This is a genomic window from Anabaena cylindrica UHCC 0172 (genome assembly GCF_034931625.1).
GTDB lineage: Bacteria > Cyanobacteriota > Cyanobacteriia > Cyanobacteriales > Nostocaceae > Anabaena > Anabaena cylindrica_A.
Genome location: NZ_JAYGGY010000098.1, coordinates 25,820 through 48,962, shown reverse-complemented (window position 1 = coordinate 48,962; position 23,143 = coordinate 25,820). Strand labels below are relative to the sequence as shown.

Annotated in this window: 16 protein-coding genes and 1 pseudogene; 13 read left to right on the top strand and 4 right to left on the bottom strand. The window is 34.9% G+C overall.

Annotated elements, in window-relative coordinates; genetic code table 11:
• Positions 1-61: 61 nt before the first annotated feature.
• The 3 genes from VB713_RS22080 (at position 62) to VB713_RS22070 (ending at position 2,483) form a co-directional block, all read left to right on the top strand.
• Positions 62-508, top strand: a complete 447-nt coding sequence (locus tag VB713_RS22080) for a DUF1257 domain-containing protein (protein WP_323313651.1) — start codon at positions 62-64, stop codon at positions 506-508.
• 3 nt (positions 509-511) lie between these two features.
• On the top strand, positions 512-736 hold the full coding sequence (locus tag VB713_RS22075; protein WP_323313650.1) for a DUF2997 domain-containing protein: 225 nt from the start codon (positions 512-514) through the stop codon (positions 734-736).
• 130 nt (positions 737-866) lie between these two features.
• Entirely contained in the window at positions 867-2,483 is a 1,617-nt protein-coding gene (locus VB713_RS22070; RefSeq protein WP_323313649.1) for an AAA family ATPase, read from the top strand.
• Between the two features lie 340 nt (positions 2,484-2,823).
• Here the strand turns inward: VB713_RS22070 and VB713_RS22065 are convergent, their stop codons facing one another.
• On the bottom strand, positions 2,824-3,255 hold the full coding sequence (locus VB713_RS22065) for a helix-turn-helix domain-containing protein (RefSeq protein ID WP_323313648.1): 432 nt from the start codon (positions 3,253-3,255) through the stop codon (positions 2,824-2,826).
• A 188-nt stretch (positions 3,256-3,443) separates the two neighbouring features.
• Between VB713_RS22065 and VB713_RS22060 the strand changes: the two genes are divergently transcribed.
• From VB713_RS22060 to VB713_RS22050, 3 genes are all read left to right on the top strand, one after another.
• A complete protein-coding gene (locus VB713_RS22060; RefSeq protein ID WP_323313647.1) occupies positions 3,444-3,992 on the top strand; it encodes a WGR domain-containing protein in 549 nt (182 codons plus the stop codon).
• Between the two features lie 301 nt (positions 3,993-4,293).
• Positions 4,294-9,411, top strand: coding sequence for a helicase SNF2 (locus VB713_RS22055; protein ID WP_323313646.1), 5,118 nt, complete (start codon positions 4,294-4,296; stop codon positions 9,409-9,411).
• Between the two features lie 441 nt (positions 9,412-9,852).
• Positions 9,853-11,115 (top strand): phthiocerol/phthiodiolone dimycocerosyl transferase family protein, encoded by a 1,263-nt coding sequence (locus VB713_RS22050; RefSeq protein ID WP_323313645.1) that lies wholly within the window; start codon positions 9,853-9,855, stop codon positions 11,113-11,115.
• A gap of 3 nt (positions 11,116-11,118) precedes the next feature.
• On the opposite strand, the gene VB713_RS22045 is transcribed toward VB713_RS22050, so the two are convergent.
• Positions 11,119-14,952 carry an NB-ARC domain-containing protein gene (locus tag VB713_RS22045; RefSeq protein WP_323313644.1) on the bottom strand — a complete coding sequence of 1,278 codons (3,834 nt, stop codon included), beginning with the start codon at positions 14,950-14,952 and terminating at the stop codon, positions 11,119-11,121.
• A gap of 234 nt (positions 14,953-15,186) precedes the next feature.
• Here VB713_RS22045 and VB713_RS22040 point away from each other — a divergent pair, with 234 nt between their 5' ends.
• The 5 genes and pseudogenes from VB713_RS22040 to VB713_RS22020 form a co-directional block, all read left to right on the top strand.
• On the top strand, positions 15,187-15,360 hold the full coding sequence (locus VB713_RS22040; RefSeq protein ID WP_323313643.1) for a hypothetical protein: 174 nt from the start codon (positions 15,187-15,189) through the stop codon (positions 15,358-15,360).
• A gap of 216 nt (positions 15,361-15,576) precedes the next feature.
• Positions 15,577-16,716: a peptidoglycan DD-metalloendopeptidase family protein gene (locus tag VB713_RS22035; protein WP_323313642.1), complete on the top strand. Its 1,140-nt coding sequence runs from the start codon at positions 15,577-15,579 to the stop codon at positions 16,714-16,716.
• 78 nt (positions 16,717-16,794) lie between these two features.
• Positions 16,795-17,196 carry a DNA-binding protein gene (locus VB713_RS22030; protein WP_323313641.1) on the top strand — a complete coding sequence of 134 codons (402 nt, stop codon included), beginning with the start codon at positions 16,795-16,797 and terminating at the stop codon, positions 17,194-17,196.
• A gap of 389 nt (positions 17,197-17,585) precedes the next feature.
• Entirely contained in the window at positions 17,586-18,056 is a 471-nt protein-coding gene (locus tag VB713_RS22025) for a hypothetical protein (RefSeq protein ID WP_323313640.1), read from the top strand.
• Positions 18,047-18,424, top strand: a pseudogene (locus VB713_RS22020) (DUF4351 domain-containing protein); the annotation flags it as partial. The gene VB713_RS22025 and the pseudogene VB713_RS22020, both read left to right, overlap by 10 nt.
• Positions 18,425-18,585: 161 nt before the next feature.
• Here the strand turns inward: VB713_RS22020 and VB713_RS22015 are convergent.
• Both VB713_RS22015 and VB713_RS22010 read right to left on the bottom strand, forming a co-directional pair.
• Complete coding sequence (locus VB713_RS22015) at positions 18,586-19,815, bottom strand: ParM/StbA family protein (RefSeq protein ID WP_323313638.1); 1,230 nt, start codon at positions 19,813-19,815, stop codon at positions 18,586-18,588.
• A 99-nt stretch (positions 19,816-19,914) separates the two neighbouring features.
• Positions 19,915-20,367: a hypothetical protein gene (locus VB713_RS22010; protein WP_323313637.1), complete on the bottom strand. Its 453-nt coding sequence runs from the start codon at positions 20,365-20,367 to the stop codon at positions 19,915-19,917.
• A 771-nt stretch (positions 20,368-21,138) separates the two neighbouring features.
• Between VB713_RS22010 and VB713_RS22005 the strand changes: the two genes are divergently transcribed.
• Together VB713_RS22005 and VB713_RS22000 are read left to right on the top strand one after the other, a co-directional pair.
• Entirely contained in the window at positions 21,139-21,531 is a 393-nt protein-coding gene (locus tag VB713_RS22005) for a plasmid mobilization protein (RefSeq protein WP_323313636.1), read from the top strand.
• A gap of 214 nt (positions 21,532-21,745) precedes the next feature.
• Complete coding sequence (locus tag VB713_RS22000) at positions 21,746-23,122, top strand: relaxase/mobilization nuclease domain-containing protein (RefSeq protein ID WP_416242470.1); 1,377 nt, start codon at positions 21,746-21,748, stop codon at positions 23,120-23,122.
• Positions 23,123-23,143: the final 21 nt, after the last annotated feature.

Genomic DNA, 23,143 nt, shown 5'->3' with positions numbered 1-23,143 from the left:
TAATAGCAACTATTTACTTCCTTGTTTATCAGTCTTAATTTCCCAATTCATAGTAACTAAGATGTCACATTTCTCAACTGTCACTACAAAATTAACTAATCGTGAATGTTTAGTTGATGCTCTACAAGATTTGCAGCTTACCGTGCAAGTTTATGAGAAACCACAATTGCTCAAAGGTTATTACGACGACTCTGAAGGCAAAAGTGCAGAGATTATTGTCCCTGGTCATACTTTAAATGCCCGCGCAGATATCGGGTTTTTGTGGGATCAAGAAGTAAAGGTGTATCAAATCATCCATGATGCCTATGAAACAGTACCCCGACTGGGAAAAAACTTCTTTTCTCATACCCTCATGCAAGCCTACGGTAAAAACATGGTTCGCGCTAAAGCAGCACAGTTACAGGAACAGCTAGGAGAATGCACCATCACCGAAGAAACCAAGGGTCAAGTACATACATTGCGTCTTGCATTCTCAGCACATCAACAAACTCAGCAAGTACGGAGATAATTTATGGAAAGGGCAATATTGATACATTTTGACACTGCTACAGGTGAAGTAAAAATAGAAGCCGAGGGATTTGAGGGATTGTCCTGTATAGAAGCAACTCAACCTTTTGAGGAAGCTTTGGGGATAGTACAGGGCGATGCCTACGGCGGTGAACTACGCACCTACAAATCAGAATCTCAACAACAGGTTCGCACCACTAATACCCATCAACACCGACTACATCAATAAATTCAAACCAGGGAGGGGGAAGATATCGTCAATATTCCTCCCTCTCCTCATTATCCTTCGCCTAAACAAGCTTTGCTACTTCATCAATACATTTTCACTGGGAAACAAACAAAATCCCTTATTCACAACCATGAAACTATCAAACTTAATTACCACCATTGACTCTCAAATACCCATTGTGGCTTTAGAGGTTCTATCTCCTGAAGAAGCAACCATTATTCAATGGTTAACTACTGAAGTCATGGACAAACTCAACAGTCCTGTATATTTCTGGAATTTGGGAGTATCCAGCTTAGAACAATGTCTAATTGCCGACGACGGTGGACTGGTATTCAAATCAGTTGATACTTATAAAAAGCCTCCCCATGCTGACCCCTTAATATATGTATTGGAGTACATCAACAATTTTGAGGGGAATGGGGTTTTCATTCTGGGAGATATTCACCCTTTTATGGGTAAAAACTCACTGCAATTAAGTTGGGAAGTTCTGACTAGGGTCAAGAACTTGTACCATCGTCTCAAACCAACTGAAAAGCGCATTGTACTTTTGGGTCAAAACATTCAACTGCATGAATCTCTATTGAGACTAATTCCTTGTTGTGAAGTTCCTTTACCTAGCATTGAACAAATTCAAGACCACTTAGAATCATATTTGCTCTATTTGCAAGAATCTGCCAGTGAGCAAGAGGTGAATTTTACAGTTTCTCTGACCACTGAAGATAAAGAAACCTTGGCAAGAGCATCATTAGGACTAACTTTGGAAGAAATCAGCGACTTCCTGCGGTTGACTGTGAAGGAACGATTAACTTCTCAAGGCATTGTGATTGATGCTACAGTCATTTCCTTGGTTGTCGAATACAAAACCCGGCTATTAGCTCAAATGGGTATCGAATTGGGTAAACCCACAACAATACCTTTTGGCGGTCTGGATTTACTGCGGGATTGGCTGCAACGTCGTCGTCGGTTATTTTCCCAAGAAGCGCGATCGCTCAATTTACCCCAACCTAAAGGAGTGCTACTAGCGGGACCACCGGGGACAGGTAAATCAATAGTAGCGAAGAATATTGCCACCATCCTCAATCTTCCATTGTTGCAACTAGACATTGCTTCAATGCTTGGTAGCCTAGTGGGAGAATCTGAAGGTAATGTCCGCCGCGCACTCAGTACAGCAGAAGCAATCGCACCTTGTGTTTTGTGGATTGATGAGGTGGAGAAAGCACTTTCAGCTAATGGCGATACCTCTGGAGTTTCACAAAGGATTTTGGGAAATATCCTCACGTTCATGTCTGAGTGTACAGCAGGGGTGTTTGTGGTAGCAACCTGTAATGATCCGACTGCTTTACCAATCGAGTTCAAGCGCAAAGGACGGTTTGATGAGAATTTCTTTGTTGACCTACCCACAGAAATAGAACGTTGTCAAATTCTCAGAATTCATCTAGGACGCTACGGTATAAAAGTTCCTGAAGAGTATTTGGAAGCGATCGCTGCTAGTACCAGCAAGTTTAGCGGTGCTGAATTGGAAACTCTAGCCTCAGAAGCCGCACTACTGGCTTTTGATGAAGGAAGACCACAGCAGGTGACACTAGCTGATTTAGAAAATTGCCAGCGAAATATTACACCTTTAGCTGTTCAAGATGCTGCTGCTGTTGAGCGGATGCAGTCTTGGTCAAAGGTGGCGCGACCAGCTTCTAGTCCTGTGCAGGTTTCCAAGAGAAGTCTTCGTACCTCTAAATTCCGTACTAATTAACAGGCAAGCGATCGCTGTTTGCATAACATCCCATAGGAAATGTGGGCGTTCTGCGATCGCCTTTGGTAGATGTATAGTCAATCATTGTACTAGCCGAATAAAGTTAAGTTAAGAATTTATTCTCCTCCTTTCTCTGCGTTCTCTGCGCCTCTGTGGTTCGTTTAAAAAAAGAGTTTGAGGCTTAACTGAACCGTATTGTGTACTAGCCTATCAATTGCATACAAAAATGCTCCTAGTTTACTATTAGGAGCGTTTCTGTTTCTGAAATGTTTTTGAGTTATTTAATCGAACAAAGATGCAAATATCCATTTCACCTGGTAAATGCTCGGATAGTTAAACTTTAAGCAGCCTCTAAAAAATCTTGCTGCAACGGATTTTCTGGGAAAAATACAGCAGGTGAAACTTTAAAAAACTCCGCAAGTTTTTGGATATGTTCAACAGTTAATTTACGTTTACCATTGAATACATCAGAAACAATTGATTCGGTTTTAAAGATAGGAACTAAATCTTTTTGTTTGAGATTTAATTCCGCAATCAGAACTTTGAGAAGGTCTACTCCATAAATATCAGGAACTAAATCTTCTTGTTGCTCATATTCATGGATTAAAATTCCCAACAGATCCAAATAATCTTCTTCCGCCTCGGTTAATTCTGCTTTATCAAGAAGCTTATCAACCACTGCTTGAGTTTTTTCTAAATCTTCTTCAGATTTTATGGTACGAGGAGGAAAAGACGTAATTAATTCTATATAGCTAGTGTTTTGATTTAGCATTTCATGTTAATGGGATTATTTGGTTAATCAAACTCAGATTAATAAACATTAATCCTAGTTTTCAATAATGGCGTTTTATTTCAGGTTAGCTATCAAACCATTCGTCATTTTTCCAGTTATCTTTACTATATTCTGCATGAGTAAGAAAGTCACGAACAACCACACCATGAAATATCAACAGGCCAATTATGGAAATATATTTAGTATTCGTAGATGCTGCCCAGAATAGCAATAAGTTCTGGAGTGCCAAAGTTGAGCAAGATAATTTAACTGTTGAATGGGGTCGAGTAGGGTACAAATCTCAACAGAAAGTTCACTCATTTGGTAATTTTCAACAAGCAGTTTCTAAATTCCACAATCTCGTTGCTGAAAAGAAAATGAAAGGCTACCGAGAAAGCCAGCCTCAAATTGATCATACTTCTGATTCTTCGGAAATTAAAAGAGCTATCCAATTGCTAGAAATATTACGCCCTTATGTAGCTGAAAGACAATTCGCAAATAGCAATTATTTAGAGACATTAAACCAATATCTCAAAATTGTTCCTACACCTTTGGGCATGAAAATAATCCCCTCCTTAATATACCGTCATGTAGGAGACGTAGACCACCAACTATCACTACTAAGCTCTTTATTAGGAAATGAATTTGTTCAAGGTGAAAATACATCAGAATCTGGTAATAACAGGAAAGTTATCAGCTTGAAAACTATTAGTAAGAACTTTTGGAGGCATATCTAATACTGTCTCACATTCAAATTTTCAAGCTTTTCAACCTGTTAATGTAAAAAATTCAACCATAAATATTCACAAATTATTTATAAATGATATGGCTTACTAATGAAATAAGCTATATTTTTTCTCTAATATCTTTTGATTTTAAAAATGCACATATAGCATTTTCTAGTCTAATAAAGTACAAAATCATCTGCGTTTAATTATTACTGCCTATACTTCACTTGAATGCGAATATATATAACATATTTAAATCGTAAATTTGCGCTATGCGCCCATTACCAAAACTATTTTTTGGCAATGGGATATGTTTACAATCAATTCAACAATAGAATCAGAATTAAAAGCCACACCCCAACAAAGATGGGAAAACAACAAACAGGCAATTATTACCCTGCAAAATCTCAACACTACTCCCACCCAAGAACAACTACAAATATTAGCCAAATTCAATGGATGGGGTTGTTTACCTGAAATATTTAGCTTAAATCCACAAAGCAGATGGGTTGCTAAAGCACAAAAAGAATTGCTAACTTTACTGAATCAAGATGAATTTAATAACGCTGCCAGTAGCATATTAAATGCCCATTATACAGAACCAAAAATTATTCGTAGTATTTGGGAAATGCTATCACGCATAGGATTTACCGGAGGCAGAATCTTAGAACCAGCTTGCGGTACTGGTTTATTCTTTGGACTCATGCCAGAAGATATACGCTGCAACTCAAAACTATTTGGAATTGAATTAGATAAAACACCCGCTACTATAGCCAAACATTTATATCCCGAAGCTCAAATCTATAATCAGGGATTTGAAAAAGTCAGCTTCCCAGAAGGATATTTTGATTTGGTATGTGGGAATTTTCCCTTTGGTGATTATGGAGTAAATGACTCAAAATATAACTTTCTGGGAGTCAGCATCCATAACTATTTTCTAGCTAAATCTGCCGACTTAGTGAGAGAAGAAGGATTAATTGCAGTCATTACTTCTACTTACACTTTAGATGCTCCCAGTTCTCACAAGTTTCGAGCTTGGTTAGGACAAAAACTAGAACTGGTAACTGCTGTGAGACTTCCTAGTGGAGTATTTAATACCATAGCTAGAACTCAAGTTAGCCCCATTCTACTAATCTTTCAAAAAGTCAAAAATCCTCGTCATGCTAATACATCAAAATGGATAAATACTCAAGAAGTACAAATTGTTCCTCAAGATTGGGGTAATGCAGGTGAAAAAACTAAAGCTCATCTCAACGAATATTTCCTAAGTGAATTTCAAGGCAGAAGTTTTGATAAATATTATCAAAACCAACTGCAAAAATCTCCCCAATACACACATTTACAAGAGAGAATCTATCCTCATGTACATCACTTATTAGGGACACCAAGCGTTAATAAACTGTACGGTGAAGGTTTTGCTTTATTAGATGACGGCAGAGATTTATCTGAATCACTCTGTAAAATACCTCTCAATGTAAACTACTCTCCTAGAAAGGAAACTGAAGAACTACGGTTAGTTCCCCCTGAACTACAACATATTAAAGAAATGGCTTTTTGTATTCATGAAAACCAAATTTATCAAAGAGCGAAAAGCCATTTAGTGTTAGTAGAAACAGTAGAAAGAAATCGAATTGAGGATTTTTGGCAGCTACGTAGTTGTTTAATAAAAGTCATCAATGCCCAACAAACAATAAATGATGAGGAATTAACACAACTCCAACAAGAACTTAAAAACAGCTACAACTCATTCATTCGTAAATGGGGCAGAATCAATAGTAAGCACAACCTAATCCATTTGGGAAAAGACCCCAACTATTATTTAGTCAGAACTCTAGAAAAGAGCAATTACAAATTAGCCGATATTTTCTCTAAACGAGTCTGTCGTTCATATTCTGCTCCCACAAAAGTTAATTCAGCCCAAGATGCTTTAACACATTCGCTGAATATCAAAGGTTGCCTAGATTTGGATTATATCTCAGAAATTAGCAACCTGACTCCAGAGGAAATTATTCAAGAACTCGATGCTGATAATCTCATCTTTTATAATCCAATTAACCAAAAATGGGAACTTGCGGCTCAATATTTATCTGGTAACGTCTACAGAAAACTGCAAGAAGCGACCGCAGCTAATTTAGCGAAAAACATAGAAGCACTCAAAGCAGTTCAACCGTTACCAATGCTTCCAGATGCTACAGAAGATATCAAACTTGCTTGTCTAGAAACATCAAATATTGACTGGAATTCTCTCACAGATTCCCAAAAAGATAAAATCTTCAACAAGAAAATTCACATAATGCTAGGTACAAACTGGATTAAACCAGAAATTTACCAGCAATTTGCAAAAGAGATATTGAAAATAAAAGTAACGATATCTCATATTACTTCATCTAGCACATCTTTTTGGACAATAGGAGGGAATTCTGACGACCTTACAGAATATGGCACAAGTTATATAGATAGTGCTAAACTTTTGGAAAAAGGATTAAATCGTCAAGACCCCAGAATCATTATTTACGAAAGCAAGGATACTATTAATACTCTAGCATCTAATGAAGCAACAGAAGAAGCCAGAGCTAAATTAGAAGTCATCAAATTTGCTTTTAGAAATTGGATTTGGGAGAATCAACAAAGATGTGTGGAACTATATACATATTACAACACACAAATTAATGTTTTCTCTGCCCGAAAATATAATGGTAATTACCTCCAGCTTCCAGGTAGTAATCCTCATGTGCAATTGAACTATTGGCAATTAGATGGTGTTTCTAGAATCCTTGAAGAAAATGCCACTTTTCTAGCCCATGATGTGGGACTTGGTAAAACATATACCATGATTGCATCTATCATGGAATGTCGGCGGTTAGGATTAGCTAATAAGCCAATGTTAGTTGTGTTGAATGGCACTGAAAAGCAAATTGAAGAGAGTTTTAGATATCTCTATCCAATGGCAAACTTATTAGTTCCTGAAAAGTTAGATGCCGAAGGGAGAAAAATCTTCACTGCTGCAATTCAAACAGGGGATTTTGATTGCACTATCATTACTCATTCCCAATTCTTCAGTTTAGCATTATCGGAAGATTATCAACTAGCATTCCACAATCAAGAAAAAGAAATTCTCCAAGCTTTCTTGAGAAACGAGTCAAATGACAGAATCACTACTAAACAATTGAAAAAGGCGTTAAAAAGCCTAGAAAATAAAATCAACAAGGTAACAGCATCAACAAGAAAAGACAACCACATTGATTTTGATAATTTGACAGATATGTTGGTGATAGATGAGGTTCATGAATTTAAGAATCTCTCGATTATTACCAAGATGTACAACATCAGAGGTATTCCCAAAAGTTGGAGTCAACGTGCTAGTGATACCTACATGAAGATTCTGCATATTCTGGGAGATATGCTCACAGAAACTTGTTCCCAATTCACAGGAAAGGTAATTGGTGCAACGGGTACAATTCTGTCCAATACTATGGCAGAATTATTTAATTGGATGCGGATGTTTCAACTTCCCAAATTACGAGAATTGGGAATAGAAACTTTCGATGAATGGGCTAGTCAATTTGCCGAACCTACTTCTTCGGCTGAAGTTACTGCTAGTGGTAAATATAAAGTAGTGACTCGGTTTAAGAGTTTCTGCAATATCCAAGCTCTCCGAGGGCTGATGGATCAATTTGTTGACCTTCGCACAAATGATAACATTGGTGATGTTTTAAAACGTCCCAAACCTAAGTTTATTGATGTTGTTGTAGACCCATCTCCAGCACAGTTACAATTTCTTAGGGATGCTCTCAAAAGGTCTGAGAAAATTTACACTCGGCAAGTTGCACCCAGCATTGATAATATGCTGAAGGTAACAACGGATCTCACAAAAGCTGCTTTAACTATGCGCTTATTGGGAGAAACTAAAGAAGCAGATATCAGTAAGTTACATGAATGTGTTTGGAACAGTTGGCAAATTTGGAAACTGACAAATACTGTCAAGGGAACTCAATTAATATTCTGTGATGCTAGTATTCCTAAACCAGATAAATACAGTACCTATTTGTATTTGAAAATGCTGTTTATAGCATTAGGAATTCCAGAATCACAAATTGCGTTTGTCCATGATTTCAATAGATCTAAACGAACTAAACTGTTTGAGTTAATTGATTCTGGTGCGGTGCGTATTTTATTGGGAAGCACGAAGAAATTAGGTACTGGTTGCAATGTCCACCGTCGCGGATTATGGGCTATACACCACCTAGATGCTCCTTGGCGACCTTCTGACTTAACTCAACGGGAGGGAAGAGGTATCAGGCAGGGAAATGGGGAATTTATGGGTTTTACCCTACCTTTTGTGTGGATATTTAGGTATATTACTGAACGTTTAGATGCTCTCAGGTGGCAAACTTTGCAATGGAAGCAGGAAATGACTGCTAAATTCCTCAATGGTGAGGATTTGGATAATGTTGAAGATTGTGATCAAGGGATTTATTCCTATGCTCAAATTAAGTCAATGGCTACAGGAAATTCTCTGTTAATTGAGGAGTCTAATTTGCGTAGTGAGTTGAATTCTCTACTTATTCAACAAAGGAGTCATCAAAGACAACAATTTAGTTTGGGTTGGAATATAGATAACTGGAATCGCAAAATTCAAGATTTAGAACGCAAGATTGACTGGCTTCAGGAAGATTTGAAAATAATCAAGCCAGTTTTCAAGGAAATCAAAGCAGCGCAAATTTCTAAACGAATATCTCTGGAGTGCAAAGAGATTTTCCAGAATCAAAATACTTCGACAAGAAAGGTTGCTAATTACCGAGGATTTGATGTGTACGCTTATTATCGTCCTGGTAATAATAAGTTAGGCGTTTACATCAAATGTTGTGGAAATGAGTATTATTTCCCCTGGGTTATTGACAAGAAAAAAGGAAGTATTGAGTTTCAACGTTCTCATCCTTTAATCAGTCTTGATACTATGATAGATTCATTACCGGAATATCTACCAAGATTGCAGGAAGAATTGGAAAATGCACAAGTTGAAAATGCTAGACTTGAATCTCTTGTAGGACAATCTTTTCCCCATACAGAAAGGATTGCTGATATTTCCCAACGTTTGCAGGAAATTGATGCTATTTTACAAGAGGATGAAGCTGCTTTAGATGTTTCTGAGGTGTCATCTCATGAGGAGAATAGTGAAGATAGTGATGATGATTTTTGGTTAGATGATGAAAGGTGTATTCAAGAATGTCATATTCACCCAGGAATAGTAGATAAATTGTTTAGTCGCAGCATTGAAAATATCGAATGGATTAGCGATATTTATCATGTTGTCAAGACTTTCAAACCTATTGATTATCAAGCTTCTGCATCTAGCACAATTAGCAAAATACGTGATTTTCCTAGCAGTATAAATAAGGTAGGGGGTGTTCAACTTAGTCTGTTTTGAGATTACTGCTAGAGTTTTTAAATATGGAACATACCTTAGTGTTGCAAATACAGTTTCAATTACCAAAATTAGGAATCATTCCAAATCTGTATTTTTGCATAATAACCTATTTGTATAAATGTTAAAGTAAGAGGATATTAACCTATTTCAATAATATTTTTACAAAGGTAAGAGGTTTCCTTAAATATTTTGGGGTTGGAGATTACTTTACCAACCCCTATCTATTTTATGTCTCAAAGTGCTGATTAGTTTAAAATTACTATTTATTAGCATTCATCAATTGATGGTACTTGAAGGGATATAATGTAAATTATACTATTTATATAGTATTATAAGCCAGAATTAAAGCGTTTTTAATGAACTGGTATTTAATATTTCATTAAACTTGCTAAACAAGAAAGAAAATTTAACATTTGTAAATACCAAAAAAGTAGAGTAGAAATGATAGAAAATAGAAAACTAATTGCTATGGAGCAAGGCATGGAAATTTTTAATCGTCTTGCAAGCTCATTAAATGTTGTTATCATCAGCAAAATTAGAGGTAATCTTAGTGAGGAAACTGTTAGACAATCTTTGAATTTAGTACAAATTCGTCATCCTCATCTTAATTTGCGTATTATTGAAACACTAAACGAGCTATACTTTACAAATGAAGGAATACAAAAAATTCCTTTACATATAATTATTAATTCCAATCAAAATCATTGGGAAATAGTAGTAGATGAATTAAATAATCAAATTGATAGTAATAAATATTTGCTAAGAGTAGTTCTGATTAAACAAAGTCAACAAAGTAATATTAGCTATTTAATTACGACAGGGCATCATGCAATAATTGATGCTATCTCAGGTATATATTTACATTCTGAAATCTTGCAATATTGCTCTCACATTCTATCTAATCATAAAATTTCTAATATTTCCAAATTACCCATCTTACCTTCTCTAGAAGATTTAATACCCAAAATAGCTTGTTTGAATCCCCCAAATCAACAAATACATAGAGAAGTAGATACTTTAAAGTTTGAAAAATATTTAAGCAATGAAAAACGCAGATGCAATTTAGTTCATAGAAATCTAGGAACTGACTTAACTCAGAAGATCATAGATTCCTGTAAGAAAGAAAATATTACTGTGCATGGTGCTTTATGTGCAGCTATGCTGTTAGCAGTAGCTAATAAAATTAAGAACAAAGATAAAAACTTATATTTGAATTGTCGTTCATCTGTAGACTTACGAAAAAGGCTAAACCCACCTGTTAGTGATGAAAATATAGCTATGATAGTATCTGCTTTAACCTCATTTCATGAGATTAGAGAAGATAAACCTTTTTGGGAGTTAGCGAGAGAAGTAACTTTGCAAATCAAGGAAAAATTAACAACTTCTGAAATATATAATGTGGTTCACTCTTATAAAAGAGGAACTGAGTTTTTACTTGCGAATCCCCATAAAGTTCCATTTTCAGTTTTTATTACTAATATTGGTCGTGTTAGAATACCTTCGGATTATGGGCTTCTAAAATTAGAAAAAATTAGCTATGCTTTATCTCTGAATCCAATGGGAAGTGTTTTTGCTGCTGCTGTTGCAACCTTTGAAGAGCAAATGATATTAAATTTCATATATTCTGAACCAACAATTAGCAAAAACACTATGGAAATACTAATTGAAAAAGTAATCTTTTACTTAACAAAATATTGCCAATAAATTTCACTCTTCAATAGCACCCATTTTTATGAGCATCATCCTTTGTGCGTCTGTCAAACCAACACTATTTTGAATATTAATACCTTCGTAAAATCTATCAGGTCTTAGAGTTCTAACACACTTATTCTCTTTAATAGACCAAATTTTAATAGTACCATCATCACTACAACTGGCTACAGTATCACTATCAGAACAAAAAGAAACATTCCAAATCCAACTTTGGTGTCCTTTAAAAGTTCCAATACAATTTGCTGAAATACTACTATTGTCAGAAACATTAATATTCCATACTTTTACGGTTTGATCGTCACTACCACTGACTAGGTTATAACCTGCTGTGGTAAAGGAAACTGATCTTAACCTATCAGTATGTCCGTCTAATCTGATAGAATTACGATTATCTAAATTCCAAAGCCGTATTGTTTTATCTCCACTCCCACTTGCAAGAATTTTTCCATCGTGACTGAAAGACAATGACCAAACCGGTTCAGTATGACCTTCTAATAAAAAATTGTTATCTTGGTTTTCAAGGTCATACACTGTTATATTTTTATCCTCTCCACTAATCAATAAAATATTACTTCTAATTGGGTGAAAAACTACGTCTCTAACTCTTTCTCTAAAATTAGATATTACATGAATTAACTTCCATGTATTAACATCCCAAACCCTTACTTTATTTTCGTCATAATAACTAACAGCCAGTTTTTGGTTATCTCTGCTAAAGTCAGTAGAAATTACTCTATATGAAATATTTTTCTCATTTTCTTCTTTTAATTGGTTTTTGACTTCCCATGAATTAGTATCCCATATTATTACGCTACCATCATAGCTACCTGTTGCAACGAGAGAACCATCATAGCTAAAAGTAATAGTTCTTAATAAACGTTTATGTTTTTCTAATTCTTGAATAGGTTTGTTATTATTTTCAATAACATTCCAAATTCTGAATACACAATCTTCTCCTCCACTAGCTATTTTTGATCCATTAGGACTAAAAGCAATTGACCATATAGGATTCTGATAACCTCTGATAGTCTTAATACATTTTTCTGTCTCAATACTCCATATTTTAATTGTTTGGTCTTCACTACCACTGATTAAATTATCACCATGTTTAGAAAATGTTAACCCACGTATTAAGCCATCATGTTCTTTGAGTGCTTTATAAATTCTATTCTCTACAGTGCTATATATCCTAATAAATTTATCTGAACCCCCATAAGCTAACATCTGTCCATCATGATTAAATGATAATGTTTGGGTTCTTCCTTTATATTCATTTATTTTAAAAATATTCCATGTTCCTATGTTAATAATCCATATTTCATCATGATCTCCTGCAATAGCTACTTCTTTGTTATTAGGACTAAAAGAAATTGATAGAATTGAACCTGGATATTTCAACTGTTGAATTTTTCTATAGTTCGTAACTTCACTAATATCCCAAAATATTAAATCGCCATTGTGACTACCACTCACTAAAACTTTATTATTTTGACTAAATGCAACTGTACTTGCCCAACTTTCGTGTTCATCAATTGTGACTATTTTTAACCCTGATTCAGGATTCCACAAGATAATTTTTTGATCTTCACTACCACTCGCTAGAATGCTACTATTTGAATTAAATACTACTGTTCTAATTCTTCCTTCATGTTCGGATAATATATGTAGTATTTCTTTTGTTTCTAGATTCCACAAATATACCTTTCTATCTCCACCAGCACTCGCTAATATATTGCCATCAGGACTAAAGCTTACTGCCCAAACCCAATCTGCATGACCTACAAATGTATGAAATCTCGCTTCTTTTTCAATATCCCAAATAATTACATCTCCGTTGGTTGTTCCTGCTGCTGTTAATTTTCCATCGGGGTGAAAATCTACACATCTAATTGGTCCAAAGTCTTCTCTGAAGACTGATTTAGAAAGATCCGATTCAGCAAAATTAACATTACGAATTGGATGTTTTGATAAATCTGCTTGCCAAATAGTTAAATTAGATAAGTCATAACCTGTAAGATCAGCATCTAATTCAACCAGTAAGTTCAATATATTACCGATAGCATAACCCTTTGGAAGTGTTTGATTTGATTGTTCTATTTCTATTATTTTCTTTAATTTACATTTTAGATTTTTAATATTCCCAAAAGTAAAATCTAATTTCTCGATAATTGGTTTAAGTATCAATCGTTTTTGTTCTGAAATAATATAGTCCTTAGATGTAGGCTTTATCAAAACATATTTATTACACTCAGATAAATTAGTAGGTTGATCTATTATTGCTGATAATGTTTCTGATATGATTTTTTCATTAACATACTCAGTAAATAAAGGTGATAAACCAATCTTTGTTCCATAAATAGTATGAAACTTGTCTAAACGAAAACTTGCTTCTATCTGCTCTACAATATCAGAAATACTTTCTCGATAATAAGGTGATGCTAAATCATTCTCTAGGGTTTCTAATGAAACAGGTTCTCTGTTAATTGCTAACCAATACATCAGATATTTTCCAGCAGTAGAAATTCTGTTAAACTGCTCATCAAATAAATCTTCAATCTTCTGAAAAACTTTTTTACCATCTTTTAAAAAATTTGAAATGTTAGAAGAATAGCTATTTTTAATCCTATCAGCTACTAATTCCAATACTTGAGGATTTCCTTCATAAAAATTATGTATTTCTTTCCAGTCGTCTTCTGTTGCTTCAAAATGACCAATACATTTAAAAATTTTTTTACTTGGTTCTAAATCTAATCCTTCTAACTTAAATAGCTTTATATTACTTTCCTTTTGTTCAATATAATAGCCGCTACTAATTGGTGGTTTTTCGCGGCTAGTGAATAGCAAACAACTTTTATGTTCTGAGTTAAAGTTAATTATTAACTCTAATAACTGTCCATATTGTTCATATCCTTGTCTATAAGTAATTAAATCACCATTTCTATTTAATAAGGTTTCAAAGTTATCTAAAATTATCAAACACCGATATTCTTTCAAATAATGTAATAACCTCCTTAGCTTCGTATCAAAATTATTAGGCTTAAAATCTAATTCTTTGTTATCAGATAATACTTTTATTATATCTTCAAGTAGGTCTTCACACGGAATAGCATTGTTCAATCTACGACCAATAATATAATCAAAATCTTTTTGTATTTCGTCGTTTTGAGCAACTTTTTCTGCTAAAGCAGTTTTACCAATACCTCCTTTACCAAATCTAATAGACAGTTGTGTTTTACCCATACCAGCTACGGCAATTATACCCACTAATTTATATTTATCATGAATAATGAATTTAGTTAAATCTTTAATTTCAGTTTGCCTACCAAAGAAATTAGGGTATAATGGTATTTCTTCCCAATCATAATGACATTTCAACTTTTGAGGATTTTGTAATTTTTGTAATTTCTTCAAATCTTTTTGTTCTTGCCTCTTTTGATCCCAAATTTTATTAAATTTTTTTAAGCTTTCTGATATGTCTTCATCCAACCAACCTTTCCCTAAGGTAAAAGTGAGTTTTAACTTTGCTTCAGGTCTTGGACTTTCACATTCATATTTAACAACTTTTAACACTTCTTGCAAATCTTTAAGTGCATCTCGTATATTATCATTAGATAGGAATGTATTATTTCCCGCTTTAATATTACAAATTTTGGCTAAATCTGCTAAACAACGTAACTCAGTTTTTAGTATAAATCCTGTTTCAGAAGTTTCAGATTCAATATTTAAGTTATTAGCCTCTTTTATTTCACCTTTAACAAGTTTAATTATAGATATAAAGAGTTCACCTACCCATTTCTGCACACCTAGACCAAGACTAAGACGAGCCATAAAAATTATTTCTCCAAAATCAATTCAATATTTATTGGGGCAACCCCAATATCAATTAGTTTACCCCAATACTTTAACTCTTGCCATAACTGGGTTTTAGAGTCTTTGGGGTAATTTTGACTAATAGATAACTTTAATCATAAATTGTATTCAGTTGAATGAAGGACTTAAAAAATTGAATAAGTCAAGCTGAGTTCAACACATTGCACAAACATGAAAAAGGAAGTTCTTGTAATGAGTGATCCAAAGTACGACTCTAAAACTAAACTAACCCCCGGTCAAAACGTACCACTTCCAGGCCCAAAATATGTAACAGAAATTCGTGATAACTCCACTGGAGGCAAGGTAAGAGGATATGGTGACACCCCTGAAAAATCTCGTGATAATGCTTGGAAAAAAGTCAAGTAACAATTTCTACAAATTAATTTAGATTAGTTTTTTTATAATACCCGATCTAATCTATTAATTTGTGATGCTAAATAGTTCCTAAAACAGTCTATGGTTTGAATTTTAGCTGTTTTAGGAACTTACATGAAAATAATATGAAGTTAATTTTCACTCCACTAAGTTATTAACTTCATCAAGTTTACATTTTCAAAAAAACCCCATCACCAATATAAGTCTATGGTTATCAAACATTTACTTAAAATTTCGGCTGCTAGTGTTACTTATATTGCAGCATTTTGTACATTTCAATCTAATGCTTTAGCTGAAGGTTATCGTCTTCCTTTCCCTGCTGGAAAATCGGTTTACGTAACACAATCATGTATTGATGAAAAACAGCCGGATTGTGAACATAGTAAAGAAGGAAACAATTATAGTTTATCACAAAAATATGCAATTGATTTCGGTTGTAATATAGGTGATTCAATTGTTGCTATTCAGGGAGGTCTAGTTAATTTTATAGATGATGATAATGGTTATAATGATGGCTATGGCAACTTGATTAAGCTACAACATTCAGATAATAGATATAGCTTGTATGCTCATTTGCAAAGTGTTAATCCTTTCAATATAGGAGCTAGTATACTCCAAGGACAAGAGATAGGTAAATGTGGAAATACTGGTAATTCATCTGGTCCTCATCTTCATCTTGAATTAAGATCCGGAAAAAGTCTTGTTCAAGGACAAGTAAGTACAGAACGCATATATTTTGATGAATGCAAAAATAATCCAAATTGTATAAAAGACCAAGTAGTTGATTCGAGAACATACACTTCTTTAAACGGTAGTAGTAGCACTAACAATAATTCTAGTCCACCCATTGTCCCTATTATTCAAGGTCAAATAAGATGGGATCTAGTCAATCTGAAAGGAACAAATTTTGACTATTCATTTTCAATACAGCCCTTATTCTCAGGTGCTACTGTTGTTGCAGTAAACAATGGAACGAGTTCTGCTGGATTAAATCGTCGTAACGCTCCTGCTGGTCAACTGATAGGAATTCAAGATATTCCTTGGGGAGCTTATGGTAAATATACAGGAGAATCAGCTTTTGCTATGCTTGATGAAGATACATACAATTGGCTCAATATTGATTGGGGAAAAGGAAAAACAGGTTATTCCGCAGAGCCATATTTGTATTATCAATATACTCCAAGGAAAATGCAATTTGATAATTTCTTTAATAACAATAGTGATTTGAATAATCAAACACAATCTAACTCACAAAGTGTTAATGTCCCTGAACCATCATCAATTTTAGGAATATTGTTCATCTCTGTTAGCAGTATGCTAGTAAGACTCAAAAAGAAAATATCTTAGTCTGTCTTGATATATCGCTACGCGAAACATTTGTGAAAATCATGAAAATCAAAATTCACTGTGTTTCAGGAGATAATTATGCAATCTGTACTTACTTTAATGATAGAAGCTATCTGTGTTACTTTCTTTGTAGCGATGTTTATAGATTTTGTTGCTGGGATTTTTCAATTAATACAAGCTACAACATCAGTTACACAAGACAACATATCAATATCAATTCCTAAAGTCAATAAACCAGTTATTGTTCAACCATTACCTGACCCTTGGAACATGGAATTAGAAAGTGATATTTCATCTGACGAAACTATGAAAAGTGAAACTATTCCTTTTCCTGTTCCTACACTAAAACTTTTACCACCTGCAAAAGAAATTAAATCAGAACCAAAACGCAGAGGAAGACCAAAAAAGAATAATCCAACTCCTACTCCAAAGACTACTTCTACACGCAAACGCAAATCACCTCAAAAAGCTGCTGCGTGAACAAACAAAGATAATGACTCACTGTCTAAATCATCTTCGGATAATATGTAAAAAGTCCAAAAACCTAAACCATAGAATTTTTACATCTTAATTTATGGTTTAGGTGTCAATCCTTAGCAGATTTTATTATTACAGGGAAAGAAAGGATAATAAAAAATTAACCTTTAATCTTTCCCTAAATAACTGAATCACTACAAACTTATAAAGAACGCCTGGGGAAAGAGTTATTTTCATTGACAATAATATTTTTTATGTCTATACTAGGGAATATTAGATTCCCATATTCAAGAATTAAAGTCACTTCAGGGATAAAATCATACAGTTTGAATAAATTTTAGCATTATCAAGTCTGATTCATATCACTTCATGATTGAAAAACAGCATAGAAAATGCAATTCATCAAAATACAAACTGCTGTAAATATCATCTGGACAACTATGCTAATTATTTGCCCTAAATGCCAAAGTGATAACTCTCGTAAATTGTCTCTAATTTATCAAGAAAATGTCACCCATAGCACTAGCACAGTCAGAGGTTCTATAGGTTCAAAATCTGCTGCTGCTTATAAAAATGAAACTAATACTACATCACTAGGCAAGATAGCAGCACCACCAGAAAAACCAAAATCAAATATTATTTTAATTCTTAAAATCATTTTTATTACCTGGATAGGTATTATAGTATTAAATATTTTTAAAGCCTTGTTTATGATTGAATTATTAATGTTTGTATTTTTCCCACTCTACCTATTCTGGGCAGTAAGAAAAAATATTTTATACTCACGTAAATACCCTAGACTTTATAAAAAGTGGGATAATTCTTTTATGTGCCAGCGTTGTGGCACAATCTTCGAGGGTTAACAAAAGAACAAATAGTTAAGCTATTCAAAATCATTGATACAATAATGACTTTACCTAAGCATTTACAAGAAGGATTAATCACTAAAATTAAACGTTTGGAGGAGGAAAGAAAAATGCCCTTAGTTAGCCCAACAGAAAAACTGGCTATGGAACGTGGTGAACAGCAAGGAATACAACAAGGTCAAGAACGGTTAATTATACGACTACTTAATCGGCGATTTGGTGTAATTGCATCCAGCTTAATTGAGCAAATTCATCAACTATCTGTTGAACAGTTAGAATTACTGGGGGAAGCACTTTTGGATTTCTCAACAATAGCTGATCTAGAACAATGGTTACAGAATAAACCGAATTTCGTAGAAGAATAGCAGAAATATCTGATAGAAAGGGAGAAGTTGTATTAGGCGATCGCACGTAGCGCACTACCAAAGGCTACACCACACCCACCGCAGATCGCCTCTCTTAATTTTTAAAGGTTTAATCATCACAATAAACTACCAGCTACAAAAATTCGACTTCATTAATAAATTTAAAGTCTATCTGGCATTTCCAAAAATCCCTTTGGCTTTGGTGAAGGCAGGTTAACAACCTTGTTCCCTGAAATAGTAGAACCAGAATTATTAGTTGTAGTCTTACTATTTTTAGTAGTTAAATTGGTACTACCAAACAATACTTGATACAAAGCCCATACATCTGCTAATCGCACACCCATCCCTACTTTATCGAGTGCTGGGGGAATTTCTACACCACCATTCCAAATTAATTTCACATTACTGTAATATGCCTCTAATTCTGATTTAAGATACTCCGCAGTACCACCACATAAAATTAATTCATCAATATCACGGGGTATTTCTTGCAATAACCACCGTACTAATGCTCGAAAATATTCATCCCGACTAAGTTGGAGAGCAAAAGACATATCTTGGCCTTCTGCTAAAACCTCAGCTTCACTTTTACGTCGTGATAAAGTAGCTAAAACTTCTGGTTTACATTCAGATCCTGCTGCTACTACTGTCGCTATAAGATAAGGATCATCTTTTGACAAACCACTACAACGTCTAACAAAATCATCCAACATCCATGACATCCCAAAAGCATTTGAGACCCCTGGAGTTACTGCACCTTTATTAGATATTTGTACAGAAGCATTGCGATATCCCAACATTGCTACCGCAAGGTTGCAATTTTTGATGTTTTTTCCCAAAATATTGCGACGATGTAGATAAATACCAACTCCTTCGGGAACAACATTCAAGTCTACCAACTTGACTCTGATTTCACCTGTAGGTGTATTAAAACGTTTGAGAACCTGTTTTAATTTAGTTTCAAGTCGCTCCTTATCTTGATACTCTGAAGGTGGTAGTAAAACAGCCAATGAAACCGTGAATTTATTCATCAGTTTTAATTTCTGACTCACAACCCACAACACACCACAAATTTTTGGTACTGCATTTTCTTCTTTTAACTGCTTGAGTAGGGAATTACCACCATATTTGTTTCTCGCAAGGAAACCAACAGCATAATATTCTTCACCAATACCCACCCAGCAGGTGTTCTCTGGATCTGTTTCTCCAGATTTTGTTTTTTCATAGTTCTCTACTGAGACAACTGAGACATCTGCTATTTCTGGTTCCATACAAAGCAACATAGGAAAGTCATTTTTATTAAATACACTTGCAATTGCTTTGGTTTGAGAACCACCTAAATCTATAACCAGTGTCAAATCTGGGATTACACTATTTGTGGTTTTAGTCATGTTATTACTCCTTTTTCCATCAATGAACCGAAATATATTCTTTGTGATTTAATTTCGTTAATTATGATCCTAAAATTAGGTTTTACTTATTTATGGTGTTTATCCAAATAACGAACGAATATCCTTTCTAATAGCCGTTTGTTCATCTGTTAACTCCATCTGTACTTCGACATCTTCATCCCAAATATCATCTTGTTGGTTAGTTTCTGGAGATTGGGTAACTGCTGTGTTGTTATCTTTTCTTTGTTCTACTGAATTTGGATGAGAAGAATAATTATGTTTAGTAACATGACTATTTACAATTAAAGCATTACTAAAGTTGTCAACACTTTGAAGAAATATCTTCGATAAAGGTAAATTAGAATTTAACTTTATTTGAATATAATCCCAATGATTTACACAATCTATTAATGATAATAAAGTTACTTCTTTCAAGAAATTATCATCAACTCCATCTACATTGATATAGGCTAACGGCATAAAACATATTCGTACTGCTTGCCATACCAATTCATCAATATTTTTATGGGGATAGTTGACCAGATAATTCAACAATATTCCATCTGGTGTGTTTTCTAAAAATCGAAATCTAAATCTCTTGTCTAAAGTTTTATGCTTTGTCATATATTTATTGTTTTTATTTATTAATGAAGGATTAATATGCACATAACCAACAAGTAACAAAGGTTTTATTACTGATTGGAATATAAATTTATGCACGATAGTAACTATATTGCAGTACCCAGCAATAAATTGAAAAGCAACAAATGATATAAGCGATATATAATTTTTGATATATTTTTGGTCAGCCCTAATCTAGCATTGTGCCAAGAAGATGCTTACAAAGGGTAAAATTAACAAAAGCAAATTCCCAAAAATCGCTTCAATAATTTTATGCTACAAAAGTTGTTAAATGTATTACAACAAAGCAACAAAATTACTCAATTTTTTAGAGATAGGCAGAGTTGGGCAAAATTGGGCAAAGTTGGGCAATTTACATAGAAAATTTTAGTACAAAAAAACTATTTGCTGATTTTATAGCCAAAAATCATAGCCACAGTTGGGCAAAGTTGGGCAAAGTTGGGCAAAATTGGGCAACTCTGTTTTTTATGTTAATTTTATCAGTATCCGTCTGAATTGACTGCTCTACAATAGTTTTAGTAGATCCAATCTGAGTATTAAATGCTACTAACTATTTAGCAGTGTAAATTCCCGGTGAGACGCAAGCCATGTTTTGTGTATGCGTTATACTCGAACTCAGCTACTCAAAATACTATTTCGCCGCATTTTTTAGATGAAAAAGTTTTTTTGGAAATAATCATCATGCCAAAAAAAACTCAGAGAACTGATGGAGTTCCCAGAACAATTAGGCATCCAGTTCGTTTTGCTGCTGATGAGTACGAGCAGCTTAAACAAAAAGCAAATGAAGCCAGAGTAAGTATCACAGAATTTATTCGACGTGCCGCACTTCGACGGCGTGTTGTAGAACTGCCCCCTCCCCCTGAGTTAAATTGGAAGTTGTATACAGAACTAAATGCTATTGGGGTGAATCTTAACCAGATAGCTACAGCAGTAACTAACGCATCAAAAACAGGAAAAGCAGTAAATTTTGATGTTGAGCAGCTACAAAACTTAGTAGAATCCCTGCGTGCATCCATAAAGGAAACACAAATACAATTGCTGGAGTGCGGGGTAGAATCAGAAGAAAATATTTGATGGATAGCCGATTGTGCGGATCATAGTAAAATAAGCGATCGCTCTAAAATTCACCACATTTTCCCAAATCACTATCCCAACAAAGTATTGAGCTAACCCCTAGATAACCCGTCGTAGACATTGCTGAGAGGAGTCCCCCTTGATTGGCAAACAGTTTAAAAATCACAGCTTTCGCTCCGCCCTAGAATATGTGCTGGGTAAGGAGAAAGCCACCATGATCGACAGCAATATGGGTGGAAATACACCCATACAACTGGCCAAAGAGTTTGGTGCAGCCAGAAGATTTCGCCCCAATCTCCAACGTGCTTGCGCTCATGTCATTCTCTCTATTCCTCACCGCGATGTATCCCATAACAGAGGCGAATACCATGAACATTTGGAGGATGAACAATACACAGAAATTGCCCAGCATTGGCTCAAGGCCATGAAATTCTTGGGAGAGGAATTAAATCAAAGCCAGTACGTTGTTGCCCGTCACCATGACACCAACCACGAACACATTCATATCATTGCTTCGCGTATCCGTATGAATGGCTCGGTTGTACCAGATTCCTGGGATTATCGCCGCAGTGAGGTGATATTACGACAATTGGAGAAAGAATACGGTTTGGAGGCTGTATCCTGTAGCAGTGAAAGAGTAGCTCAAACAGTTCAAAAGGAGAGTGGGTTTGAAACAACTATTAGCGATCGCCACGCTCAAACCCAAAAACAGAAACACCACTCTTCCAATCAACCTCCTATTACCCAACTCTTGGCTGACATCATTGATGAAGCTACGAAAGACCAGCCAACTGTTACCCAACTGATACAGAGACTTCAGCAACAAGGTGTTGTGGTTCATCCTCAGTTTAGTACCGGGGGGTTGTTTAAAGAGGCGATCGCTTTTGAAATGAATGGTATCAAAATTGGTGGCTATAAATTAGGTTCAGCATATAGCTTTCCAGGGCTTCAGAAAAAACGAGGCGTATCTTATAACCCTGAACGGGACTTACCTGCAATACATTCCTGTCGGGGTAAAAAACAAGTTGAAATGCCAGAAACTACTGTCGAAACAATAATGGCAGCATTGTCACCAGAGGACGAAATAGCATTAGTTAATACAAATACCAACGACATTAATCAAGCGATAGCGAAGCGCCCCGCAGGAATTGCACGGCGCGCAATCGCTTCAGAAAAGTCTTCAAAAAATGCTCTTGACAGTGAACCTAGAAGTGCAATTTGTGTAAACGGAAATAGCCAAACTTCCAGTCGGGTAGGTGATACAATACCAGCCTTGAGCGCACGCCAGCAGGGTACTAAATCAAAAAACTACGCTGATAGCATCAGCCCCATTATCCGCCTGTTCTGGCAGCAAGCAGGGCAACCTGAAACATATTCAGGAAAATACTACGACCTTGAACTAGAAAGAGATATTCTCAAACTGCGACGCAAAAGTGGAGAAGAAATTGCAGAACTTCCCCTCCGTGATGGTGCTGAAAGCAAAGATAAAGGTTTGACATCCGAAGATTTAATAATACTGAAGAGACTGAAAGAGTTGCTATTGAATCACAATCAGCAGCAAAAACCAGAAAATCAAGGAGAATTGGAGTAAATTTACGGTTTTATCAGCAAT

Bases quoted from the DNA above. Each gene is read 5' to 3' on its own strand.
- VB713_RS22055 (WP_323313646.1), top strand. From the start codon at position 4,294: ATGTTTACAATCAATTCAACAATAGAATCAGAATTAAAAGCCACACCC.
- VB713_RS22075 (WP_323313650.1), top strand. From the start codon at position 512: ATGGAAAGGGCAATATTGATACATTTTGACACTGCTACAGGTGAAGTA.
- VB713_RS22015 (WP_323313638.1), bottom strand. From the start codon at position 19,815: ATGACTAAAACCACAAATAGTGTAATCCCAGATTTGACACTGGTTATA.
- VB713_RS22070 (WP_323313649.1), top strand. From the start codon at position 867: ATGAAACTATCAAACTTAATTACCACCATTGACTCTCAAATACCCATT.
- VB713_RS22045 (WP_323313644.1), bottom strand. From the start codon at position 14,952: ATGGCTCGTCTTAGTCTTGGTCTAGGTGTGCAGAAATGGGTAGGTGAA.
- VB713_RS22025 (WP_323313640.1), top strand. From the start codon at position 17,586: ATGCAATTCATCAAAATACAAACTGCTGTAAATATCATCTGGACAACT.
- VB713_RS22000 (WP_416242470.1), top strand. From the start codon at position 21,746: ATGATCGACAGCAATATGGGTGGAAATACACCCATACAACTGGCCAAA.
- VB713_RS22040 (WP_323313643.1), top strand. From the start codon at position 15,187: ATGAGTGATCCAAAGTACGACTCTAAAACTAAACTAACCCCCGGTCAA.
- VB713_RS22030 (WP_323313641.1), top strand. From the start codon at position 16,795: ATGCAATCTGTACTTACTTTAATGATAGAAGCTATCTGTGTTACTTTC.
- VB713_RS22080 (WP_323313651.1), top strand. From the start codon at position 62: ATGTCACATTTCTCAACTGTCACTACAAAATTAACTAATCGTGAATGT.
- VB713_RS22035 (WP_323313642.1), top strand. From the start codon at position 15,577: ATGGTTATCAAACATTTACTTAAAATTTCGGCTGCTAGTGTTACTTAT.
- VB713_RS22065 (WP_323313648.1), bottom strand. From the start codon at position 3,255: ATGCTAAATCAAAACACTAGCTATATAGAATTAATTACGTCTTTTCCT.
- VB713_RS22060 (WP_323313647.1), top strand. From the start codon at position 3,444: ATGGAAATATATTTAGTATTCGTAGATGCTGCCCAGAATAGCAATAAG.
- VB713_RS22050 (WP_323313645.1), top strand. From the start codon at position 9,853: ATGATAGAAAATAGAAAACTAATTGCTATGGAGCAAGGCATGGAAATT.
- VB713_RS22005 (WP_323313636.1), top strand. From the start codon at position 21,139: ATGCCAAAAAAAACTCAGAGAACTGATGGAGTTCCCAGAACAATTAGG.